20 protein-coding genes are annotated in these 19432 nt (G+C 54.4%); 14 read left to right on the top strand and 6 right to left on the bottom strand.

The window, feature by feature from the left end; translation table 11 throughout:
* The first annotated feature begins 176 nt into the window (after positions 1–176).
* The 12 genes from TH3_RS10310 (at position 177) to TH3_RS10260 (ending at position 10137) form a co-directional block, all read left to right on the top strand.
* A complete protein-coding gene (locus tag TH3_RS10310) occupies positions 177–839 on the top strand; it encodes a DUF2062 domain-containing protein (RefSeq protein ID WP_223305105.1) in 663 nt (220 codons plus the stop codon).
* Positions 836–1582 carry a pyridoxine 5'-phosphate synthase gene (locus TH3_RS10305; RefSeq protein WP_007089491.1) on the top strand — a complete coding sequence of 249 codons (747 nt, stop codon included), beginning with the start codon at positions 836–838 and terminating at the stop codon, positions 1580–1582. Before TH3_RS10310 ends, TH3_RS10305 begins: the two co-directional genes overlap by 4 nt.
* Positions 1582–1977, top strand: coding sequence for a holo-ACP synthase (gene acpS, locus TH3_RS10300; RefSeq protein ID WP_007089492.1), 396 nt, complete (start codon positions 1582–1584; stop codon positions 1975–1977). Before TH3_RS10305 ends, acpS begins: the two co-directional genes overlap by 1 nt.
* Before the next feature lie 42 nt (positions 1978–2019).
* Positions 2020–2754 (top strand): signal peptidase I, encoded by a 735-nt coding sequence (gene lepB, locus TH3_RS10295; RefSeq protein ID WP_007089493.1) that lies wholly within the window; start codon positions 2020–2022, stop codon positions 2752–2754.
* Entirely contained in the window at positions 2754–3437 is a 684-nt protein-coding gene (rnc, locus tag TH3_RS10290) for a ribonuclease III (protein ID WP_007089494.1), read from the top strand. Before lepB ends, rnc begins: the two co-directional genes overlap by 1 nt.
* On the top strand, positions 3430–4368 hold the full coding sequence (gene era, locus TH3_RS10285) for a GTPase Era (RefSeq protein ID WP_007089495.1): 939 nt from the start codon (positions 3430–3432) through the stop codon (positions 4366–4368). The genes rnc and era overlap by 8 nt, the downstream gene beginning before the upstream one ends.
* A 77-nt stretch (positions 4369–4445) precedes the next feature.
* Complete coding sequence (locus TH3_RS10280; protein WP_007089496.1) at positions 4446–4649, top strand: hypothetical protein; 204 nt, start codon at positions 4446–4448, stop codon at positions 4647–4649.
* On the top strand, positions 4649–4816 hold the full coding sequence (locus tag TH3_RS23065; RefSeq protein WP_167710567.1) for a hypothetical protein: 168 nt from the start codon (positions 4649–4651) through the stop codon (positions 4814–4816). Before TH3_RS10280 ends, TH3_RS23065 begins: the two co-directional genes overlap by 1 nt.
* 9 nt (positions 4817–4825) lie before the next feature.
* The gene (gene recO, locus TH3_RS10275; RefSeq protein WP_007089497.1) at positions 4826–5581 is read left to right on the top strand and encodes a DNA repair protein RecO; all 756 of its coding nucleotides are present in this window, start codon (positions 4826–4828) and stop codon (positions 5579–5581) included.
* Positions 5582–5720: 139 nt separating this feature from the next.
* Positions 5721–7964: a DNA topoisomerase IV subunit A gene (gene parC / locus TH3_RS10270; RefSeq protein ID WP_007089498.1), complete on the top strand. Its 2244-nt coding sequence runs from the start codon at positions 5721–5723 to the stop codon at positions 7962–7964.
* A gap of 251 nt (positions 7965–8215) precedes the next feature.
* Positions 8216–8761, top strand: coding sequence for a TRAP transporter small permease subunit (locus tag TH3_RS10265; protein WP_007089499.1), 546 nt, complete (start codon positions 8216–8218; stop codon positions 8759–8761).
* Positions 8761–10137, top strand: a complete 1377-nt coding sequence (locus TH3_RS10260) for a TRAP transporter large permease (protein WP_007089500.1) — start codon at positions 8761–8763, stop codon at positions 10135–10137. Before TH3_RS10265 ends, TH3_RS10260 begins: the two co-directional genes overlap by 1 nt.
* A gap of 76 nt (positions 10138–10213) precedes the next feature.
* Here the strand turns inward: TH3_RS10260 and TH3_RS10255 are convergent, their stop codons facing one another.
* The 4 genes from TH3_RS10255 to motA all read right to left on the bottom strand — a co-directional run bounded on the left by TH3_RS10255 (position 10214) and on the right by motA (position 14179).
* The gene (locus TH3_RS10255; protein WP_007089501.1) at positions 10214–11308 is read right to left on the bottom strand and encodes a TRAP transporter substrate-binding protein; all 1095 of its coding nucleotides are present in this window, start codon (positions 11306–11308) and stop codon (positions 10214–10216) included.
* A 165-nt stretch (positions 11309–11473) separates the two neighbouring features.
* The gene (locus tag TH3_RS10250; RefSeq protein WP_040059830.1) at positions 11474–12214 is read right to left on the bottom strand and encodes an arginyltransferase; all 741 of its coding nucleotides are present in this window, start codon (positions 12212–12214) and stop codon (positions 11474–11476) included.
* 111 nt (positions 12215–12325) lie between these two features.
* On the bottom strand, positions 12326–13282 hold the full coding sequence (locus TH3_RS10245) for a flagellar motor protein MotB (RefSeq protein ID WP_007089503.1): 957 nt from the start codon (positions 13280–13282) through the stop codon (positions 12326–12328).
* 42 nt (positions 13283–13324) lie between these two features.
* Positions 13325–14179: a flagellar motor stator protein MotA gene (motA, locus tag TH3_RS10240; protein WP_007089504.1), complete on the bottom strand. Its 855-nt coding sequence runs from the start codon at positions 14177–14179 to the stop codon at positions 13325–13327.
* Positions 14180–14431: 252 nt separating this feature from the next.
* Between motA and TH3_RS10235 the strand changes: the two genes are divergently transcribed.
* Complete coding sequence (locus TH3_RS10235) at positions 14432–14914, top strand: flavin reductase family protein (protein ID WP_007089505.1); 483 nt, start codon at positions 14432–14434, stop codon at positions 14912–14914.
* A 38-nt stretch (positions 14915–14952) separates the two neighbouring features.
* On the opposite strand, the gene TH3_RS10230 is transcribed toward TH3_RS10235, so the two are convergent.
* Both TH3_RS10230 and TH3_RS10225 read right to left on the bottom strand, forming a co-directional pair.
* Positions 14953–16173, bottom strand: a complete 1221-nt coding sequence (locus TH3_RS10230; RefSeq protein WP_139328144.1) for a threonine ammonia-lyase — start codon at positions 16171–16173, stop codon at positions 14953–14955.
* A gap of 342 nt (positions 16174–16515) precedes the next feature.
* Entirely contained in the window at positions 16516–18003 is a 1488-nt protein-coding gene (locus tag TH3_RS10225; protein WP_007089507.1) for an aldehyde dehydrogenase family protein, read from the bottom strand.
* A 232-nt stretch (positions 18004–18235) separates the two neighbouring features.
* Between TH3_RS10225 and TH3_RS10220 the strand changes: the two genes are divergently transcribed.
* Positions 18236–19402 (top strand): type III PLP-dependent enzyme, encoded by a 1167-nt coding sequence (locus TH3_RS10220; protein ID WP_007089508.1) that lies wholly within the window; start codon positions 18236–18238, stop codon positions 19400–19402.
* The last annotated feature ends 30 nt before the right edge of the window (positions 19403–19432 follow it).

Genomic DNA, 19432 nt, shown 5'->3' with positions numbered 1-19432 from the left:
AGGATTGTGAAGGAGTTCGCCTTTTGGTCAAATCGGGCGCAAAATCCTTGCCATTCGGGCGGCTAACACTTACGCATATGCCACACCTGTTTTATGCCTGTCCCGTTTGGCCTATGAATTGATCCTGCATGTTCCGGCGCCGTATCAAACCGACATCTTTTCAACGCATAAGAAATGTGCTTTGGCCGCGCGGCGGCTGGCGTAGGTCTTCGCGGTATTTCGCCCATCGGGTCGCGCGACTTCCTGGGACGCCCTATAGCATTGCTTCGGGCTTTGCCATTGGGGCGGCAATATCCTTTACCCCGTTTATCGGCTTCCATTTTGTCCTTTCGGCATTGTTCAGCATGCTGACGCGCAGCAATCTGGTGGCGTCATTGCTTGGCACCATTGTCGGCAATCCCTGGACATTCCCCTTCATATGGCTGTGGTTATATACGTGCGGGAACTGGATCCTTGGCGTTGATCGTGCCGCGGATACCGTGCATTTCAACATGGCGGTCCTTTGGGATTTTGTGGTCATGGGATTAAGCTATATCGGTGGTGGCCTGATTTTCGGTCACTGGGATACGGTCGATCAGGCCCGGCTTGGCCAGTTGTGGGACAGTATTGTCGATATTATCTGGCCGATGATGGTCGGGTGTGTTCCCACTTCACTTGTCGTCTGGATGCTGTTTTACTTCCCGGTACGTCGGGCTGTGGTCATCTATCGTCACAATCGCATTCTGCGCCGGATGAAAACATCCGAACGCCACGGTCTTGGACCGATGCTTGAAAGTGCCAAAAAGAAAATCGGTTCGGCAGCGGCCAGTGCCACCAAAAAGCAGGACGAAACGCAATGAGTGCGAAATTAAGACTGGGTGTGAATATCGATCACGTTGCCACGATCCGTAACGCACGGGGTGGGGCGCATCCCGATCCGGTCCGGGCTGCCAAACTGGCCGCAAAGGCCGGCGCTGACGGTATTACGGCCCATTTGCGCGAAGATCGTCGCCATATTTCCGATAATGATATCAAGCGGTTGCGTGCGGAAATTGATCTTCCGCTGAATTTTGAAATGGCGGCAACCGATGAAATGCTGGCCATTGCGATTGCGGCAAAACCCCATGCCGCCTGCATTGTTCCGGAGAAGCGTGAAGAACGCACGACGGAAGGCGGGCTGGATGCGGCGGGTGGTCACAATCACCTGAAAAGGTATGTTGCCGAACTGGGGGCTGCCGGTATTCGGGTATCGCTATTTATCGAAGCATCGAAGGCGCAGCTCGATGCGGCCAGACATCTTGGCGCGCCTGTTGTCGAAATCCATACGGGTGCCTATTGCGAAGCAACCGGTGCCGCACAGGCGCGCGAACTGGACCGCATTAGGGATGCCGTGCGTTATGGTGCAAGTATCGGCCTTGAAGTTCATGCCGGGCATGGGCTTGGCTTTGATACCGTTTCGCCAATTGCGGCGATGCCCGAGATTGCCGAACTCAATATCGGGCATTTTCTGATCGGCGAGGCCGTCTTCACCGGGCTTGAAAACAGTATCGCGGAAATGCGCCGGTTGATGGACGAGGCACGTCAGGAAAGTGGCGACCAATAATGATTATTGGCATTGGCACCGATCTGTGTGATATCCGGCGGATTGAAACCGCGCTGGAACGCCATGGCGAGCGTTTCATGAACCGTGTTTTCACCGACGTCGAGATCGCGCGTGCCAAACGTCGCCCGCACCGCACGGCGTCGTCACTGGCGATGTCCTTTGCGGCAAAGGAAGCCTGTTCCAAGGCGCTGGGTACGGGGTTTCGTCGTGGCGTGTATCACAGCACGATGGGTGTTGTGCACCAGCCGAGCGGCAAACCCGACATGGTCCTGATTGACGGGGCGCTGAAAAGACTTGAAGAATTGACGCCAGAGGGAAAAGTTGCATCAGTTTATGTAACGCTGACAGACGAATACCCGCTGGCGAATGCGGTCGTTGTAATTTCGGCCGATTGATTGGCAAAAAGTGATTGGTTTAAATACTGAATGGAAAAGCTAGTGCAAAAGAAGAAAACGGGTGGACTTCTGGACACCTTCAAAACCGTTTTCTGGGCCATTGTGATCGCGCTTCTGGTTCGGACATTCGCCTTCGAACCGTTTAATATTCCATCCGGTTCGATGATCCCGACCTTGCTGGTTGGTGACTATTTGTTTGTGTCGAAATTTTCCTATGGATATTCAAAGCACAGCCTGCCGTTCAGCGTGCCGCTGATTCCCGGTCGCATCATGTCGTCCGAACCGGAACGCGGCGATGTGGTGGTTTTCAAACTGCCTGCTGATCCGTCGCAGGATTATATCAAACGCGTGATCGGCCTGCCGGGCGATACGGTTCAGGTCACCAATGGCCGTTTGCTGATTAATGGCCAGACGGTAGAACGTGACCGGATCGAAGACTATATCCTGACCGATGGCAGCGGGCAGGCGATTGCCGTTCCGCAATATATCGAAACACTTCCGAATGGTAAGGTTCATCGTATCCTCGAGATCTTTGGCGATCAGGGGCCAAGCGATAACACCGAACCGTTTACCGTCCCCGAAGGGCATTTCTTCATGATGGGCGATAACCGCGACAATTCGGCCGACAGCCGGGCCTTCCCGTCGCGCTTCCGGTTTGTCCCGATCGAAAACCTCGTGGGACGTGCTGAATTCCTGTTCTATTCCAAAGACAGTTCCCAGCCGATCTATGACTTGGGCAGCATCCGGTTTGACCGGCTGTTCCAGGGGGTCAACTGATGGCCGAAACGGTGCCATTGATTGCCGAGATTGATCACGAGTTTGCGCAACCCGATCTGCTTCGGGTTGCGTTGACGCATCGCAGTGCCGCAAAAGGCAAGGATGCGTTAAGCGGCGGCAATGAACGGCTGGAGTTTCTGGGCGACAGGGTTCTGGGGCTGGTTGTTGCCGAAATGCTTTATACGCGTTTCGGGCGCGAGCGCGAAGGCGCGATGGCCAAGCGTTTTGTCGCGCTGGTGCGTCGTGAAACGCTTGCCAGACTGGCACAGCAGATCGGCCTTGGCAGCCATATCCAGATGGCAAAAGGCGAACGTGCCGCCGGTGCGGATACCAATCCCGCCATTTTATCTGATTGCATGGAGGCGGTGATTGCCGCACTCTATCTTGACGGTGGTCTGGAACCGGCAAGAGAATTTATCGAACGGCTCTGGTTGCCGCTTCTCGATGAAGCGCCCAAGCCGCCGCAAGATGCAAAAACCCGATTGCAGGAACTTTTGCAGGGACGTGGCAAGCCATTGCCGAAATATGAAATGGTCGGTCGTCAGGGCCCCGCGCATGCACCTGTCTTTACCATTGAACTGAGCACAGGAGACGGTGAAAGTGTAAAGGCCGAGGGCAAATCGAAACGCGAGGCAGAACAACTGGCTGCTCAATTGATGTTGGATACACTGAACCATGAATGAGGTTCCCACTCCGGTGAACGAAGACAGATTACCTTATCAGCAGCGTTGCGGCTTTGTCGCACTTGTCGGGGCGCCAAACGCCGGAAAATCGACATTGCTCAATCAGCTTGTTGGCACAAAAGTATCCATCGTTTCGCCCAAGGTGCAGACAACACGCACGCGCGTGCGCGGCATTGTCATGACCGATGACGCGCAGCTGGTGTTTATCGACACGCCGGGCATCTTTGCGCCGAAGCGCCGTCTGGACCGTGCAATGGTCAAAGCCGCCTGGAACGGTGCGGATGATGCCGATCTTGTTGTTCTGGTGATTGATGCCGGGGCAGGGATCACCGACGAGGTGCGCGCGATCATTGATCAGCTCAAATCCCAGAACCGCAAAGCCATTCTGGCGATGAACAAAGTCGACAAGGTGGCCGACAAGGAAAAGCTGCTACGTCTGTCGCAGGAATTCTTTGCCGAGGAAGTTTTCACCGATGTCTTCATGATTTCGGCCAAAAAGGGTTCTGGTACGCAGGATCTGGTGAATTTCCTTGCGGCCAAGATGCCCGATGGTCCGTGGATGTTCCCCGAAGACGACGTTTCGGATATGCCGTTGCGGTTGCTGGCGGCAGAAATAACGCGCGAAAAACTTTACTATCAGCTGCAGCAGGAATTGCCGTATTCCGCAACGGTCGAAACCGAATTGTGGGAAGAACGCAAGGATGGTTCCGTCAAGCTGGAGCAGACGATTTTCGTCGAGCGCGAAGGCCAGAAAGCCATCATCCTTGGCAAGGGTGGTAAGCGTATCAAGGCCCTTGGCAGTGATGCCAGAAAGGAACTTGAAGCGATTTTCGAACGTCGGGTTCATCTGTTCCTGTTCGTCAAGGTGCGCGAAAATTGGGGCGATGATCCCAATCGATTTGCGATGTGGGGACTTGATCCCAACGCTTGATACATGGCGCGTCAATTTCGCGCACATTTGCCCTGCCTGCAGGTTTGGATATGGAAAACGGATCTTTATGGGGAATAGTGTTGATCGTCGTTGGCGCCGTTGCCGCGATGATCGTTGCACGTGTCGCCCGGCGACCGTTTCGTTACCGGCATGATGGTAAAAATATCGAGCGCGACAAATCATTCCTTTCGCGCCCGGTTAATCTGCTGGCGTTGTTGGCGGCTATTGCCACCTTCGTTCTTGGGTTGCTTTGGCGTTTGAATGGAAATGGACCGTCGTAATGACCAGGCACGACAATGACCCGATTAATGATGCAATTGATCACGTTGCAAGCAGCAACACATTGAAACGTATTGTTTTTATTGTTGCGTTCATCTGTCTTGCATCCAGCCTTGTCGGGCTTTTCTTCCTTGTTACCCGTCTGATTGTGCCGCGCGGTTTTTTCTAGAGGTGCAGGATGGACTGGCGTGATGATGCGATCGTCCTTTCCACGCGCAAGCTCGGTGAGAACTCGGTCCGTTTGTCGGTGCTGACGCGCGACTATGGTCGATATGCAGGCATGGTGCGCGGTGCCACCAGCAAATCAATGCGCGGTACGCTGGAGCCGGGGAATGAAGTTCGTGTCGGATGGTCTGCCAGATTATCAGAACATCTGGGGCAGTTCCGTTGCGAACTGACGGGCGCGCATGTCGCCGATTTGCTGCTATCCCCCGGGCCCTTGATGGCGTTGAGTTCTGCCTGTGCGATGCTGGAAGTCACATTGCCCGAACGCGAAGCGCACACCACATTGTATCAGGGGACGGTTGCACTGCTTTCCGCCCTTAAGACGGAGCAATGGCTGGCGTCTTACATCCGATGGGAAGTCGGGTTGCTTGACGAGCTTGGCTATGGGCTCAGCCTTGATCGGTGTGCGGCAACGGATGTTGCCGATGACCTCTGCTTTGTATCCCCCAAAAGCGGTCGGGCTGTTTCCGAGGCCGCAGGAACGGCATATCGTGATCGCCTGTTGCCGTTACCGGCATTCCTTGCCGCAGGCAGGGCCGCACAAAGCAGCCGCGATCAGGGATTGAATGAACAGTTTCGCCAAGGGATCAAACTGACCGGATTTTTCATTCATCGCGATATTTTTGAAGCAAAGGGTGTGAAGCCCGTTGCCGCGCGCGACCGGCTGGTGAGCCATATCTGGCGCGCAGTAGACGCCGATGAAAAATAAATACCGTACTTTGATGCGGACTTGTGTTGACCATAACCGTACCCACCGTAGTATGTTGCCAAAATGGTGATTGAGCACCGGACACCGGGCTGAATTGCCGAATTGATTGCAACCTGCCAAACAACAAGAAAAATCGTTCATGAGCACCAAGACTTCCGATCCGGCCAATGCCGGCCAAATCAGGGAAACGCGCCTTGCCGACGCGTTGAGCGAACGTTATCTCGCTTATGCCATGTCGACGATCATGTCGCGTTCTCTTCCCGATGTGCGCGATGGTCTGAAACCCGTGCATCGGCGTCTGCTGTATGCCATGCGCCAGCTAAAACTTGATCCGGCGCAGGGGTTCAAGAAATGCGCCCGTGTTGTCGGTGACGTGATCGGTAAATATCACCCGCATGGTGATCAGTCTGTCTATGACGCGCTTGTGCGTTTGGCACAGGATTTTGCCGTCCGTTATCCGTTGGTCGACGGGCAAGGGAACTTTGGCAACATTGACGGCGATAACGCAGCGGCAATGCGTTATACCGAGGCCCGCATGACAGCCGTTGCCGCGGCACTGATGAATGGCCTTGACGAAGATGCGGTTGATTTCCGCCCGACATATGACGGCGAAGACCACGAACCGATTGTCATGCCGGCAGCGTTTCCGAACCTGCTGGCCAATGGTGCGGCCGGTATTGCGGTTGGTATGGCAACCAACATTCCGCCGCACAATGCTGGCGAACTATGTGCCGGCCTGATCAAGCTGATCGATAATCCTGATACCTCGATTGCCGAACTCGTCCGCTGTGTTCCGGGCCCTGACTTCCCGACCGGTGGGGTTCTGGTTGAGCCGCGCGAAAACATTCTTGAGGCCTATGCCACCGGGCGCGGTTCGTTCCGTCTGCGCGCCAGATGGGAAGTCGAGAAGCTCAGTCATGGACTGTTCCAGATCGTTGTGACCGAAATTCCCTATCAGGTTCAGAAAGCCAAACTGGTCGAGCGTATTGCCGATCTGATGGTTCTGAAAAAACTTCCGCTTCTGGCCGATGTTCGCGATGAATCGACCGACCTGATCCGTCTGGTGTTTGAGCCGCGGACCCGTGCGGTCGAGCCGGAACATTTGATGGAGATGCTGTTCAAGAATACCGAACTGGAAATCCGGTTTGGTCTGAACATGAACGTTCTGGACGGGGACAATACGCCGCGCGTCATGAACCTGCGCGAAGTGCTGCGTGCGTTCCTGGCCCATCGTCAGGACGTTCTGATCCGTCGTTCCAACCATCGACTGGCCAAGATCAATCATCGCCTTGAAGTGCTTGATGGTTATCTTGTTGCCTATCTGAACCTTGACGAGGTCATCCGGATCATTCGTTTCGAGGATGAGCCGAAGGTGTCGTTGATGTCGACTTTCGACCTGACGGAAGTTCAGGCAGATGCGATTCTCAACATGCGTCTGCGGTCTTTGCGCAAGCTCGAAGAAATGGAAATCAAGAACGAGCATGCGAAACTGACCGAAGAAAAAGAAGGTCTCGAAGCACTTCTTGCCAGCGAAAGCCTGCGTTGGGAGAAAATCCGCGACGAAGTCGAGGAAATGCGCGAGAAATTCGGCAAGAAGACAGCCCTTGGCAAGCGCCGTACCGAAATCGGTGATGCACCGGAAGAAATCGAAGTTCCGCTGGAAGCCCTGATTGAACGTGAACCCATTATGGTGATCTGTTCGAAAATGGGTTGGATCAGAGCCCTTAAGGGGCATACGTCAGACATCAGCGACCTGAAATTCAAGGACGGTGACGAAGGGCGTTTTGCGCTGAAGGCGTTCACGACGGACAAGCTTCTGATCATGAGCACCGAAGGCCGCTGTTACACGATGTCGTGCGACAAGCTGCCGGGCGGACGTGGTCATGGTGAGCCGATCCGTTTGACGATTGATCTGCCCCAGGAACATGACATCGTTGCGATGGTCATCCATAAGCCGGGCCGGAACCTGCTTGTTACAAGTTCTGCCGGTCGCGGTTTCCAGGTGGCCGAAGCCGATGTGGTGGCGCAGACCAAGAACGGTAAACAGATTTTGAACCTTGGCAAGGATGAAGAGGCAAAAATCTGCCTTCCGGTCGACAAGGATCATGTCGCTGTTCTGGGCGAAAACCGTAAACTTCTGATCTATCCGGTTTCCGAAGTCCCTGAAATGACCCGTGGGCGCGGTGTTATCCTCCAGAAATACCGTCAGGGTGGCATGGCTGATTTGGTCCTGTTCAATCTTGAAGAAGGACTGAGCTGGACCATGGGCGGCAGCGAGGGCCGTACACGTACCGTTACCGAGCTTGCAGAATGGATTGGCAAGCGTGCCGGTGCCGGACGCATGCCGCCAACCGGGTTCCCGCGGTCAAACAGGTTCGAATAACGCATCCTTCACGGGATTAATGAGATTCCAAAGGGATAAGGGCAGGGATGTTCTTATCCCTTTTCTCGTTTCCGGGCGAAATTTGTCAATCACGGGTGAAAACGCGGTTTGATTTTATTCAGGATGCTGAACAAGGCGGGAAACGGGCAAAATATATAGCGTTTTAAGGCGTAAATATGTAACTTCGCATCCTGATTGGCAGGGAGCCCGCAATTTCCCTGTGAGTTCCAAAAGGGCGTGGGAGTGAAAACGTGAATTTTCTAGGGAGTTTCGTCCGTTTCGTTGACGGTCTGAATGACTGGATCGGACGTGGCGTAGCCTGGTTGGTCATCCCGATGGTTGTTATCACATTTCTGGTGGCAACGCTGCGTTACGGGTTTTCCATTGGCTGGGTTTCGATGCAGGAAAGCTATATGTGGCTGCATGGCATCGTGTTCATGGTGGGGGCCGGTTATACATTGCTGCATGGTGGTCATGTCCGGGTGGACGTTTTTTATCGTCCGGCTTCGGCGCGTTATAAAGCATGGGTCGACCTTTTCGGGTCCCTGCTGCTTTTGCTGCCTGTGATCATTATGGTCTACATTTACAGCGCACCTTATGTGATGACCAGTTGGCACCGCCTTGAAGGATCGCACGAAACCGGTGGTTTGCCGGGGCTGTTCCTTTATAAATCGGTCATTCTCGTTTTTTGCGTCTTGATTGGCTTGCAGGGGCTGTCACTCGCCGCGCGCAGCATTCTTGTGCTGGCCGGACATAAAGAATTTGAAATCAAAGAAGAAGAGCACGAGGGCGTCTGATGTCGGGGGAAATTCTTAGCCTTGTAATGTTCGCAGTAGCCTGCGGCGTTCTTCTTCTCGGTTTCCCGGTTGCGTTTTCCCTTGCAGGAACGGGGCTCGCCTTTGCGCTGATCGGCAACTCGATGGGCGTGTTTGACATGCCGCTTCTGGGGTCGTTGCCGTCACGCTATTTCGGTGTGATGACCAACGAGCTTTATGTCGCGATCCCGCTTTTCGTTTTCATGGGCGTCATGCTCGAACGTGCCCGGATTGCCGAAAAGCTGCTGACGACCATGGGGCTTCTGTTTGGCACCATGCGGGCGGGGCTTGGCATTTCGGTGGTGCTGGTCGGGATGCTGCTGGCGGCGTCAACCGGTATCGTTGGGGCAACCGTTGTAACCATGGGGCTTCTCAGCCTTCCGGCGATGCAAAAGGCCGGATACAGTCCGCGTCTTTCGACCGGGGTAATCTGTGCATCCGGTACATTGGGGCAGATCATACCGCCGTCGATCGTGCTGGTTTTGCTCGGTGATATCCTGCAAGGCGCTTACGCCGAAGCACAACGTTCGCTGGGCAATTGGGCCCCGGAGCCGGTTTCGGTTATCGACCTGTTTGCCGGTGCATTCATTCCCGGCATGCTTCTGGTCGGACTTTATATCTGCTGGATCATCATTCAGGCCTTTATTGACCCCAAATCGGCACCGCCGCTGGTAACCGACAAACGGCCGGATGGCCTTTGGGGTGAAGTTCTGCGCGCGCTGATGCCTCCGGGGTTGCTCATCGTTGCCGTGCTGGGCTCGATCCTTACAGGTATCGCAACACCGACTGAGTCCGCGGCATTTGGCGGTGTTGGTGCGGTCATTCTGGCGGCGTTCTATAAACGCCTGTCATGGGACGTTTTACGCCATGTGACACGCCAGACGGTTCAGATCAGTGCAATGGTCTTCGTCATCCTGCTGGGCGCATCGGTGTTCTCGCTGGTCTTCCGTGGCCTTGGCGGGGATCACCTTGTCGAAGAACTGCTGCATAACCTTCCTGGCGGTGTTTTCAGCGCCATGCTGGTCGTCATGCTGCTGATGTTTGTCATGGGCTTCTTCCTTGATTTCATTGAAATCGTGTTTGTGGTTGTGCCAATCGTTGGCCCGATCCTGCTCAAGATGGATATCGATCCGGTCTGGCTTGGCGTGATGATTGCCATCAACCTGCAGACCAGCTTCCTGACGCCGCCGTTCGGCTTTGCGCTGTTCTATCTGCGCGGGGTGGCTCCGGCGGCAATCAAGACCTGGGACATTTATCGGGGGATTGTCCCGTTTGTCCTGATCCAGGTCCTGGGCTTGGGGCTTGTGGCGGCGTTCCCGGCACTGGCGACATGGCTTCCGGATTTGCTGTTCAAGTAACCGCAGGCCAGCCAAAACCTGTCATGCAAAAAGGGTCGGCAAATGCCGACCCTTTTCGGTTTCTATATCTGAAAACTTAGTATTTGAACGGCAGGATACGTGCCTGGGCAAAAGCCGATTCCGAGAATTTCGACCAGCCAATCGACTGGGTACGGAACGCGATCAGGCTTTCGAACACTTCCTGCGACAGCGGATTTGATGCAACGAGGTCACGCAGAACCGTGCCCGACAATGCGCCAAGATTGGTCAGAATGTCGTCCGAGAACGGGCGAACATCGACATTGTGCTTGTCGCGCAGGGTCTGGAGCGCCTGATTGTTACGTGCGGTGAATTCCGACAGAACCATCTGGTTCACAGCACGGTTGGCCTGCTCGACGATTGCCTTGAGGTCGTCGGGAAGGGCATTCCACGCATCAAGGTTGATGAAGTTGTCAAGAACGGTCGCCGGTTCATGCCAGCCCGGATAGTAATAGAACTTGGCCGATTTATAGAGACCAAACGCCAGGTCGTTATACGGGCCAACCCATTCGGTCGCGTCAATCGCACCGGACTGAAGGGCAGGCGGAATTTCGCCACCCGGAAGGTTCACGACGTTACCACCCGCAGCTTTGACGACTTCGCCGCCAAGGCCCGGAATACGCATTTTCAGACCTTTATAGTCATCAATCGTATTCATTTCCTTGTTGAACCAGCCGCCCATCTGGGTGCCGGTGTTGCCGGACGGGAAGAATTTGCAGTTCAGTTCGGAATAGACTTTGTCAGCAAGTTCCTGACCGCCGCCCCACTGGAACCATGCGTTCTGTTCCTGGGCGTTCAGTCCGAATGGCATCGCTGCGATATACTGGGTGGCATCGACTTTACCCTTCCAGTAATAAGGCGCGCCATGGCCCATTTCGACGGTACCATTACCGACAGCATCAATGGCTTCAAAGGCGGGAACGATTTCGCCCGCGCCAAAAACGGACACCTTCATGCGGCCGTTTGATGCCTTGTTTATATATTCAGCCAAAAGGTTCGCCCCGGTCCCCAGACCCGGGAAGTTTTTTGGCCAGGTCGTGACCATGCGCCACTCACGGACTTCCTGTGCGATTGCCGGTTTGGCAAAGGTAGACGCGACCGCAGCGGTCGCACCGGCTACCGCAGCGCCGGAAAGAAATTGGCGACGTTTCATAGATTACAGCCTCCCAAAGATGCAAGCTCATGATTTATTGACTCAAAGCCGTCATGCGGCTTTGGAGCAAAGCTTATATGCGTCTGTAGAATGTGGCAACCGGGGATCGATGGGGGAACTACTACTTTGGTCTAGTAGTTGTGGCTGGGTGTCGCGAGCCAAAGATTAACCGTCAATACCGTCACTGGCCGGAAGGCTAACCCAGTTTCCGCCCCGAAAACCTTCCAGAGGCTGAAAGCGCATCTTGTAGGACATCTTTCGGCACTCTCCGATCCAGTATCCAAGATAAACATGGGGTAAACCAATGACTTGGGACTCTTTTATCAGATCAAGAATGATAAAGGTTCCAAGTCCGCGGCGCTGTTCGGAGGGATCAAAGAAGCTGTATACGGCAGACAGGCCATCAGAGAGGTTATCGACCAGTGCAACCGCGATCAGGCTGCCATTCTGGCGCCGATATTCAAAAATGGAGGTGTCGACAGTGCTGTCTTCGATCATGGCCCGATAGTCTCGGGCATCCATCCGCGCCATATCCCCATTGCCGTGACGGGCGTCCTGATACTGACTGAAAAGCTGAAACTGTTCCTGTGTGGCGACGGATGGCGAGACGGCCCGGATCAGATCATTGTTTTTTGCCGCGATACGACGAAACGATCTGGTCGTGCGGAAATCTTCGGAACGTACCCGGACGGGAACACACGCGTCACATTCGCTGCAGGCAGGCAAATAGGCAATAGAATGACTGCGGCGGAAACCGGCACGAGACAGCAGATCGTGAACGTTATTTGCTTCGGGACCGCGCAGTTCTGTCACCAGCTTGCGCTCGAACCTGCCAGGCAGATAGGGGCATGGCATGGGAGCGGTCATGAAGTAATGCTGTGTCAGTCGCCTTTGATTGACTGTCATTTACCGTTTTGCCCCGGCTTCAGAGGTTCTTCTGATAATATGAGATTAGGTATGAATCATGACGGTTTAAAGGGCGAACCCGACGATTGTCTGAACTCGCCATAAAATTCCCTAGCGGTTTGAAGGGACAGAGAAGCTGGGGCGCCGGTTTGAAGGCGCTGAATTGCCCGATTCTTGTCCTGATCCCTGTTCGGTGGATGGGGTGCCAGACTGCGCAGGGGCGGAGGTTTCACCATCAACTGCCGGGCGATCACCGGTTCCGCGCAGAAGCGTGATGCTGATGCGTCTGTTGCGTTCGTTTTCCGGCGTTTCGGGGAGCAGCGGGTCCGTATCGGCAAGGCCGGCAACTTTGGCGAAGCGGCTGGATGCAAGGCCCTGGGTTTCAAGTTCCCGACGGGTTGCCAGGGCGCGGTCCGAGGACAGTTCCCAGTTGCTGTAACCAGTGACTGTCGAGAAGGGCACGGCATCGGTATGGCCTTCAATCGAAATATCCTGCGGCATACCCTGGATAGCTTCGACAACCTTTGACAGCAGAAGTTTGGTGTGGTCGGCCATGACGGCACTACCGCTTGGGAACATTGCGGTGCCGTCTTCATCCAAAATCTGAATGCGAAGACCTTCGTCGGTTTCTTCGATCCGGATATTCTTGGCAAGTTCCTGCAAATCAGGGGAACTTTCAAGCGCCTTGCGAAGTTCTTCTTCCGCTTCCTTGAATTCCTTGTCTTCCTGTTCGGCAAGACGTTGCTCGGCCATTTCTTCCGGTGTTTTCACCGGGGGAATGTCAATGCTGACCGTCGGTGCCCCCATCTCGGAGCGTAAGGCACCTTGTTCCGCAAGGCTTTGGCCACCCAGAATGCCGCCGGAACCGGACTCGCTTTGAGAAATCGTTTCCGGGGTGAAATAGTTCGACACGCCCTGTAGCTGTTCTTCAGTGGCACTGCTAAGCAGCCAAAGCAGCAGGAAGAACGCCATCATTGCTGTCACAAAGTCGGCATACGCAACCTTCCATGCACCACCATGGTGGCCGTGACCGCCTTTCTTGATTTTCTTTATAACGATATCAGGCATGCGTCGCGTTTTTCTCTAAACCGGAAATGGATTATTCAAAAATCAAGCGGTTGGTGCATTTTGCAAAGCTTCGTCAAGTTCCTTGAAGCTTGGCCGAAGATCATGTGGCAGGGTTTTTCGTGCAAATTCTACCGAAACCTGCGGCGCATACCCCTGCATGTGTCCGATAAGTGCCGCCTTTATGCAGCTGTAGTATTTCGCGTCGGCATCAACGGTTTTCTTGATGATGGATGCCGTCGGTGCGACAAAACCATAAGCACCAAGAATACCAAGGAATGTCCCGACCAGTGCTGCCGCAATCAGGCCGCCCAGAATTTCAGGCGGTTCCGTCACGGAGCTCATGGTGACAATAACCCCCAGAACGGCCGCGACAATACCCAGCGCGGGAAGACCGTCGCCAACTGTTTGAACCGCATCGGAAACCGCGTGTTCTTCCTCGTGATGGGTTTCCAGTTCCTGATCTATCACGGCTTCGAGTTCGTACGCATTGGTGGTGCCAAGGGTCAGCAACCGAAGATAATCACACATGAACTCAAGGGCGTGATGGTCTTTGGTGACGCCCGGAAAGTTTGCGAAAAGGCTTGAGCTTTCGGGGTTTTCCACATGGCTTTCAAGCGCCAGATCGCCCTTTGATTTGGCGAGACGAAAAACCGCATAAAGGCAGGTCAAAAGCTCAAGATAGGAAGCTTTCTTCTTGGGGCCTTTCATGGCACGCAGGGTATAGCTGAAGGATCGTTTGACAACGCTTAACGGATTGGCTGTCAGAAATGCACCAAACGCAGCCCCGAAAATAATCAGAACTTCAAGAGGTTGAACGAGAATGCTAAATGACCCGTGAGGCAAATACCCGCCAAGTACCGAGCCGAGTACTATGACGTAACCGATAATCAGAAACATTATGCAGTCCCCATTAACCCCAAAATACGCCGCAACCGTAAATTCCTCATCATGGACAGCCTTCCGGGAAGCCGGAGTGTTAGGGTCGCAGCGCTTGTATTTATATGATTCATATTAACTTTTAATCTTATTAATATAGCGTTTAAAACGCTGACGCGTGGGGTTTGACAGCACAAGTTTTTCCCGCCATTTTCCCTGATCCTGTACGCAGGGCATGTCCAATAGGTTTTATCAGCAAGAGCATTCTTCAATATGTCATTTTCATCGCGCGATTTTCGGGACTGTCTGGGGCAATTTGCAACCGGTGTTGCGGTTGTTACGGCACGGGCGAATAATGGCGCAAAAGCAGGCATTACGATCAATTCGTTTGCGTCGGTGTCGCTCGATCCGGCTCTGGTCCTTTTTTCAGTAGACCAGCGCGCGGCCACACATTCATTGTTTGCAGGTGAGTGTGACCGTTTTTGCATCAATATCCTTAATCGGGATCAACGCGACCTGTCTGACCTGTTTTCATCACCGGTTCACGACCGTTGGGAAGACCTTGTTTTCGAAGATGATTGCCATGGTGTGCCAAAGCTGATCGGTAATCTTGCGACATTTTCCTGCAAACGACATGCAATTCACGATGGCGGAGATCACAGCATCATCGTGGGGGATGTGCAGGATATCTCGCTGGGGAATACCGGTGATCCTCTGCTTTATTATGGTGGCCGTTATCGCTCCCTTGGTAAATGAGCAAAGGGCCAGCGGCATTGTCGCTGGCCCTTGTAATTTCAGTCGAGCGATGTGTTGCCCAGAAGGCGGCTGCCAAATCCGGCACCGGTCAGTTTTGTAATCACCTGTTCCGCGTGCGAGGTGTCTCTGACTTCCAGCACCATGTCGACGTCGGTCTGCTTTGCCGGCACATCATAGAAGTGACGCTGGTGATACACTTCGATGATGTTGGCTTCGGCGTCGCCGATCAGCGCGCTGATGGTTGCAAGTGCGCCCGGAACATCAGGAATTTCGATACGCACACGGACAAGGCGGCCTTCGCGCGCCATGCCGCGCATCAGAACCTGTGCGAGAAGACGGGTATCGATGTTGCCGCCACTGACAATCATGCAGACCTTCTTGCCCTTGAAACGGTCATGATGGTCAAGCAGGGCCGCAAGAGGGGCCGCACCAGCACCCTCGACAACCGTCTTCTCGATCTCGATCAGCATCTGGATGGCGCGCTCGATCGAGCTTTCCTCGACCAGCAGCACATCATCAAGCTTTTCCTTGCAAATCTCCAAGGTAAGGCCACCGGGCTGCTTGACCGCAATGCCTTCGGCAATCGTGACACCACCGCCCGAAAGCGGCAGGCCTTTGATGCCTTCATACATGGAAGGATAAAGCTTGGTCTCGACACCAATCACCTCGATATCCGGGCGTCGGGCCTTGATGGCCGTAACAATACCGGCCGCAAGACCGCCGCCGCCAATGGGGACGATAATGGTGTCGATGTCCGCCCCATCATTAAGGATTTCAAGCCCGACAGTACCCTGACCGGCAATGATATGCGGATCATCGAACGGGTGAACAAAGGTCAGGCCGCGTTCTTCCTGAATTTTCGATGCGGATTCAAGGCTTTCGGCGAAAACACTGCCTTCAAGGACAACTTCCGCCCCGTGTGAACGGGTGTGACGGACTTTGGTAAAGGGCGTGTTTTTCGGCATGACAATGGTTGCCGGAATGCCAAGTCGTTTGGCGTTATAGGCCACACCTTGCGCATGGTTGCCTGCCGATACGGCAATGACACCCTTCGCGCGTTCCTCGGGGGTGAGGCTGGCAAGTTTGATATAAGCGCCGCGTTCCTTGAAGGAGGCCGTATATTGCAGGTTTTCAAGTTTCAGGTGAACTTCGGCCTCGCAAATATTTGAAAGTGTTTGTGATTTTACCAATGGTGTTTTGCTGACGATGCCTTCAAGCAAGCCGGATGCGCGTACGATGTCGTGATAGGAAACGGTCATTTCCATACTCCTGCGGCCAGCCGCACTTTACGTGATGTGCTGGCATTTTATCATGTGTGGGCAAAATTCGGATGTTTAACCAAGCCTGTCATCCGCGGATGACAGGGATCACATTCGCAGGGCGGAAATCCCGATAATCATGGCCATCGCACCGGCACGAAGCGTCGGACGGGGATGCGATGCGAGGATGTCAAGGCAAGCAGACATAGCCATGTTCTTTCCGGGTTATGGGTCGGTAATCGTGATGCAGCTTTGCGGATTAGGCGCGCAAGGTCAAGTTTGCAAACAAAAAGGCCGGGTTGCAACATTTGCAACCCGGCCGGTTTGGGAACGCAGGCAGGGTTATTCCATATTCATGATGATGGTTTTCTTGTGCGTGAAATGTTCAAGCATGCTTTCAAGCGATGCCTCCTTGCCAAGACCCGAAAGCTTGACGCCGCCATATGACAGGTTTGGCTGCACGACAAGGTTCTGGTTGACCTGAACAAAGCCCGCTTCGAGCCGTTTGGTCGCCGTCAGTGCGGTTTTAAGGTCCTTGGTCCAGACGGTTGCGGCCAGGCCAAAGTCGCTGTCATTGGCAAGCTCGATCGCCTCGTCAAAGGTTTTGAACCTGAACACACAGGCAACAGGGCCAAAAATTTCTTCGCGGGCAATCCGCGCATCGGGTTTGACATTGGTAAAGACAACCGGACGGACAAACATGCCGTCCGCAAGTGCCGGATCGGTCGGAAGGGCGCTGAGTTCATTTTTGGTCGCACCTTCTTCCTCGCCGATCTCGATATAACCGCACACCTTGTCGCGCTGTTTGCGATTGATGATGGTGCCGATATCGGTTTCCTCGTCCAATGGATCACCCATTTTAAGGGTGTTGACCTTGGCCAGAAGGCGATTAACAAACTCGTCATGCAGGCTTTCATGTACCAGAATGCGCGACGATGCCGTGCAGCTCTGGCCCTGACGGGTAAAGCGCATGCCGCCAATTGCCCCGGCAATGGCCTTGTCCAGATCCGCATCATCCATCACGATCATCGGCGATTTGCCACCCAGTTCCAGCGTGACCGGGATCAGTTTTTCCGCCGCTGCCCGGTAAACCGTGCGACCGGTTTCGACCGATCCGGTGAAGGAAACCTTTTTGACATCCTTGTGCGCCACCAGCGGGCCGCCACATCCCGGACCAAAGCCGGAAAGGATATTCAGAACACCCTTTGGCAGAATCTGCTGCATGATCTGGCAGACACGAAGGACGGTAAAGGGGGTGTCTTCCGCCGATTTGACAACAACGGTATTGCCCGCCACCAAGGCCGGGGCAACCTTTATCGCCATCAGGAGCAACGGCACGTTCCACGGAATGATCGCACCGACAACGCCAACCGGTTCACGCGTTGTCAGGGTCATCATGTTCGGGTTGAACGGAATGGTTTCACCCTTCAGTTCCGAGGCAAGCCCGCCAAAGAAGGTGAACATGTCGGCCAGGACCGATGCCTCGACCCGGCTTTCCGTCCGCAACGCCTTGCCGGACTCAAGGGCCACCATCCGGCCGAGTTCCTCAACATGCTGCATCAGGATACGTCCGCATTCCGCCACCAGCTTGCCGCGTTCGCGGGCAGGGCGGTTTGCCCAATCCTTCTGGGCCTTCTTTGCCACCGAAACCGCGAAATCGACGTCATCGGCGTCACCTTCGGCAGCCTGCGCAATAACCTTGCCGGTTGCCGGGTTCAGCACGTCAAAATTTCTGCCATTTCTGGCCGGTACAAGTTCCCCGCCGATCAGGTGACGGCCATCAAGTTCCTTGACCAGTTTGTGGGGATCAAGCACGGGTTCGATAGACATTTCAGGCTCCCTGTCATATAGCTGCGCGCCCGTTTTCCGGCTGCGTCGCAAAATAAACGGTTATTCGGTATTGGTTTACCAATTTATCGATCCGATACCGGAAAGGCAAGGTCCTTTCACCATGTTAGGCATGACAGTCAGGGGCAGGGTTGATAGGGTTACTTAAACGCGGGCTGCATTTCGAATTGTGAATGCGCCACAGATACAATTCCGTAAGGACAAGGGGATACCCATGCCGCGCCATTTCGATACGACGTTTGATGTTGTTCGTGAACTTAAGCCTTCTTATCCGGTTTATTGCCTTCGGCCCGACATCCTGCGTGAATCGGCCAAACGGTTTGTCGATATGTTTCCCGGCAATGTCCTTTATGCGGTCAAATGCAATCCGCATCCGGAAATCATGCGCTACCTGCACGAAGGCGGTGTTCGTCATTTCGATACCGCATCTCCAGAGGAAATTGCCCTTGTCCGTCGCCAGTTTCCCGGCATGAACGTCTATTTCATGCATCCTGTCAAAAGCCGGGATGCCATTCGCAGTGCGCACCGTGTTTTCGGTGTGAAGCATTACGTGATCGATACCGAGGATGAACTTGAAAAAGTCCGCGCCGAAACCGACGGCGAGACCGATCTGGTTATCCATGTCCGTCTGGCAACGCCGCCGGCAGGGGCCGCCTATAACCTTTCGGCAAAGTTCGGCGCACGTCCGATGACGGCATCGGAACTTTTGAAAAAGGTTGATGGATATGGTTATACCGCCGGGCTTTGTTTCCATGTCGGGTCGCAATGCACAACCCCGAACGGGTATCGCATTGCTGTTGAACTGATCCGGCAGGTTGTCGATTTTTCAGGGGTCAAAGTCCGTTATATTGATGTTGGCGGCGGGTTCCCCGGTCAATATATGAACCAGCGCGCACCGGGGCTTGAGGTCTTCATGGAGGAAATCAAGGACTGCATTCGCTGGCTTGGCCTGCCCGATACCACCTTTATGTGCGAACCGGGCCGCGCCCTTGTGTCGAGTGGCGTGTCGCTGATCACGCAGGTGCATCTGCGTAAAGAGGACCAGCTCTTCATCAATGACGGTGTCTATGGCAGCCTTTCCGAGGCGGTCACCGGGCAGTTGCGTTTCCCGGTGCGACCGATGCGGATCGGCGGCGATTTCAACGAAACCGATACCCTCGACTTCACGATCTATGGCCCGACCTGCGACAATATGGATGTGCTTCCGGCAACGGTAACCCTGCCTGCGGACATCCGCGAAGGGGACTGGATCGAGTTTGGTCATATCGGTGCCTACAGCAACGCGCTGGCCACCCATTTCAACGGTTTTTACCCGGAATTACTGGTGACGGTTGGCGAAACATTCCCGTTCATTGATGGCGAATTTCCGCAGGTCGGCTAGGCAAAACCGGCCATAGCGGTAAAACAGTAC

Origin of the sequence: Thalassospira xiamenensis M-5 = DSM 17429, assembly GCF_000300235.2 — a bacterium.
In the GTDB taxonomy this organism is placed as follows: Bacteria; Pseudomonadota; Alphaproteobacteria; order Rhodospirillales; family Thalassospiraceae; genus Thalassospira; species Thalassospira xiamenensis.
The sequence above is the reverse complement of the archived record's forward strand: the minus strand, read 5'-3'. Positions and strand labels throughout refer to the sequence as shown.

Coding starts and splice junctions, on each gene's coding strand:
- TH3_RS10260 (WP_007089500.1), top strand. CDS start 8,761: ATGTCGGGGGAAATTCTTAGCCTTGTAATGTTCGCAGTAGCCTGCGGC.
- TH3_RS10250 (WP_040059830.1), bottom strand. CDS start 12,214: ATGACAGTCAATCAAAGGCGACTGACACAGCATTACTTCATGACCGCT.
- parC (WP_007089498.1), top strand. CDS start 5,721: ATGAGCACCAAGACTTCCGATCCGGCCAATGCCGGCCAAATCAGGGAA.
- TH3_RS10230 (WP_139328144.1), bottom strand. CDS start 16,173: ATGACCGTTTCCTATCACGACATCGTACGCGCATCCGGCTTGCTTGAA.
- motA (WP_007089504.1), bottom strand. CDS start 14,179: ATGTTTCTGATTATCGGTTACGTCATAGTACTCGGCTCGGTACTTGGC.
- TH3_RS10225 (WP_007089507.1), bottom strand. CDS start 18,003: ATGTCTATCGAACCCGTGCTTGATCCCCACAAACTGGTCAAGGAACTT.
- acpS (WP_007089492.1), top strand. CDS start 1,582: ATGATTATTGGCATTGGCACCGATCTGTGTGATATCCGGCGGATTGAA.
- TH3_RS10235 (WP_007089505.1), top strand. CDS start 14,432: ATGTCATTTTCATCGCGCGATTTTCGGGACTGTCTGGGGCAATTTGCA.
- rnc (WP_007089494.1), top strand. CDS start 2,754: ATGGCCGAAACGGTGCCATTGATTGCCGAGATTGATCACGAGTTTGCG.
- TH3_RS10220 (WP_007089508.1), top strand. CDS start 18,236: ATGCCGCGCCATTTCGATACGACGTTTGATGTTGTTCGTGAACTTAAG.
- TH3_RS23065 (WP_167710567.1), top strand. CDS start 4,649: ATGACCAGGCACGACAATGACCCGATTAATGATGCAATTGATCACGTT.
- TH3_RS10245 (WP_007089503.1), bottom strand. CDS start 13,282: ATGCCTGATATCGTTATAAAGAAAATCAAGAAAGGCGGTCACGGCCAC.
- TH3_RS10305 (WP_007089491.1), top strand. CDS start 836: ATGAGTGCGAAATTAAGACTGGGTGTGAATATCGATCACGTTGCCACG.
- TH3_RS10255 (WP_007089501.1), bottom strand. CDS start 11,308: ATGAAACGTCGCCAATTTCTTTCCGGCGCTGCGGTAGCCGGTGCGACC.
- recO (WP_007089497.1), top strand. CDS start 4,826: ATGGACTGGCGTGATGATGCGATCGTCCTTTCCACGCGCAAGCTCGGT.
- era (WP_007089495.1), top strand. CDS start 3,430: ATGAATGAGGTTCCCACTCCGGTGAACGAAGACAGATTACCTTATCAG.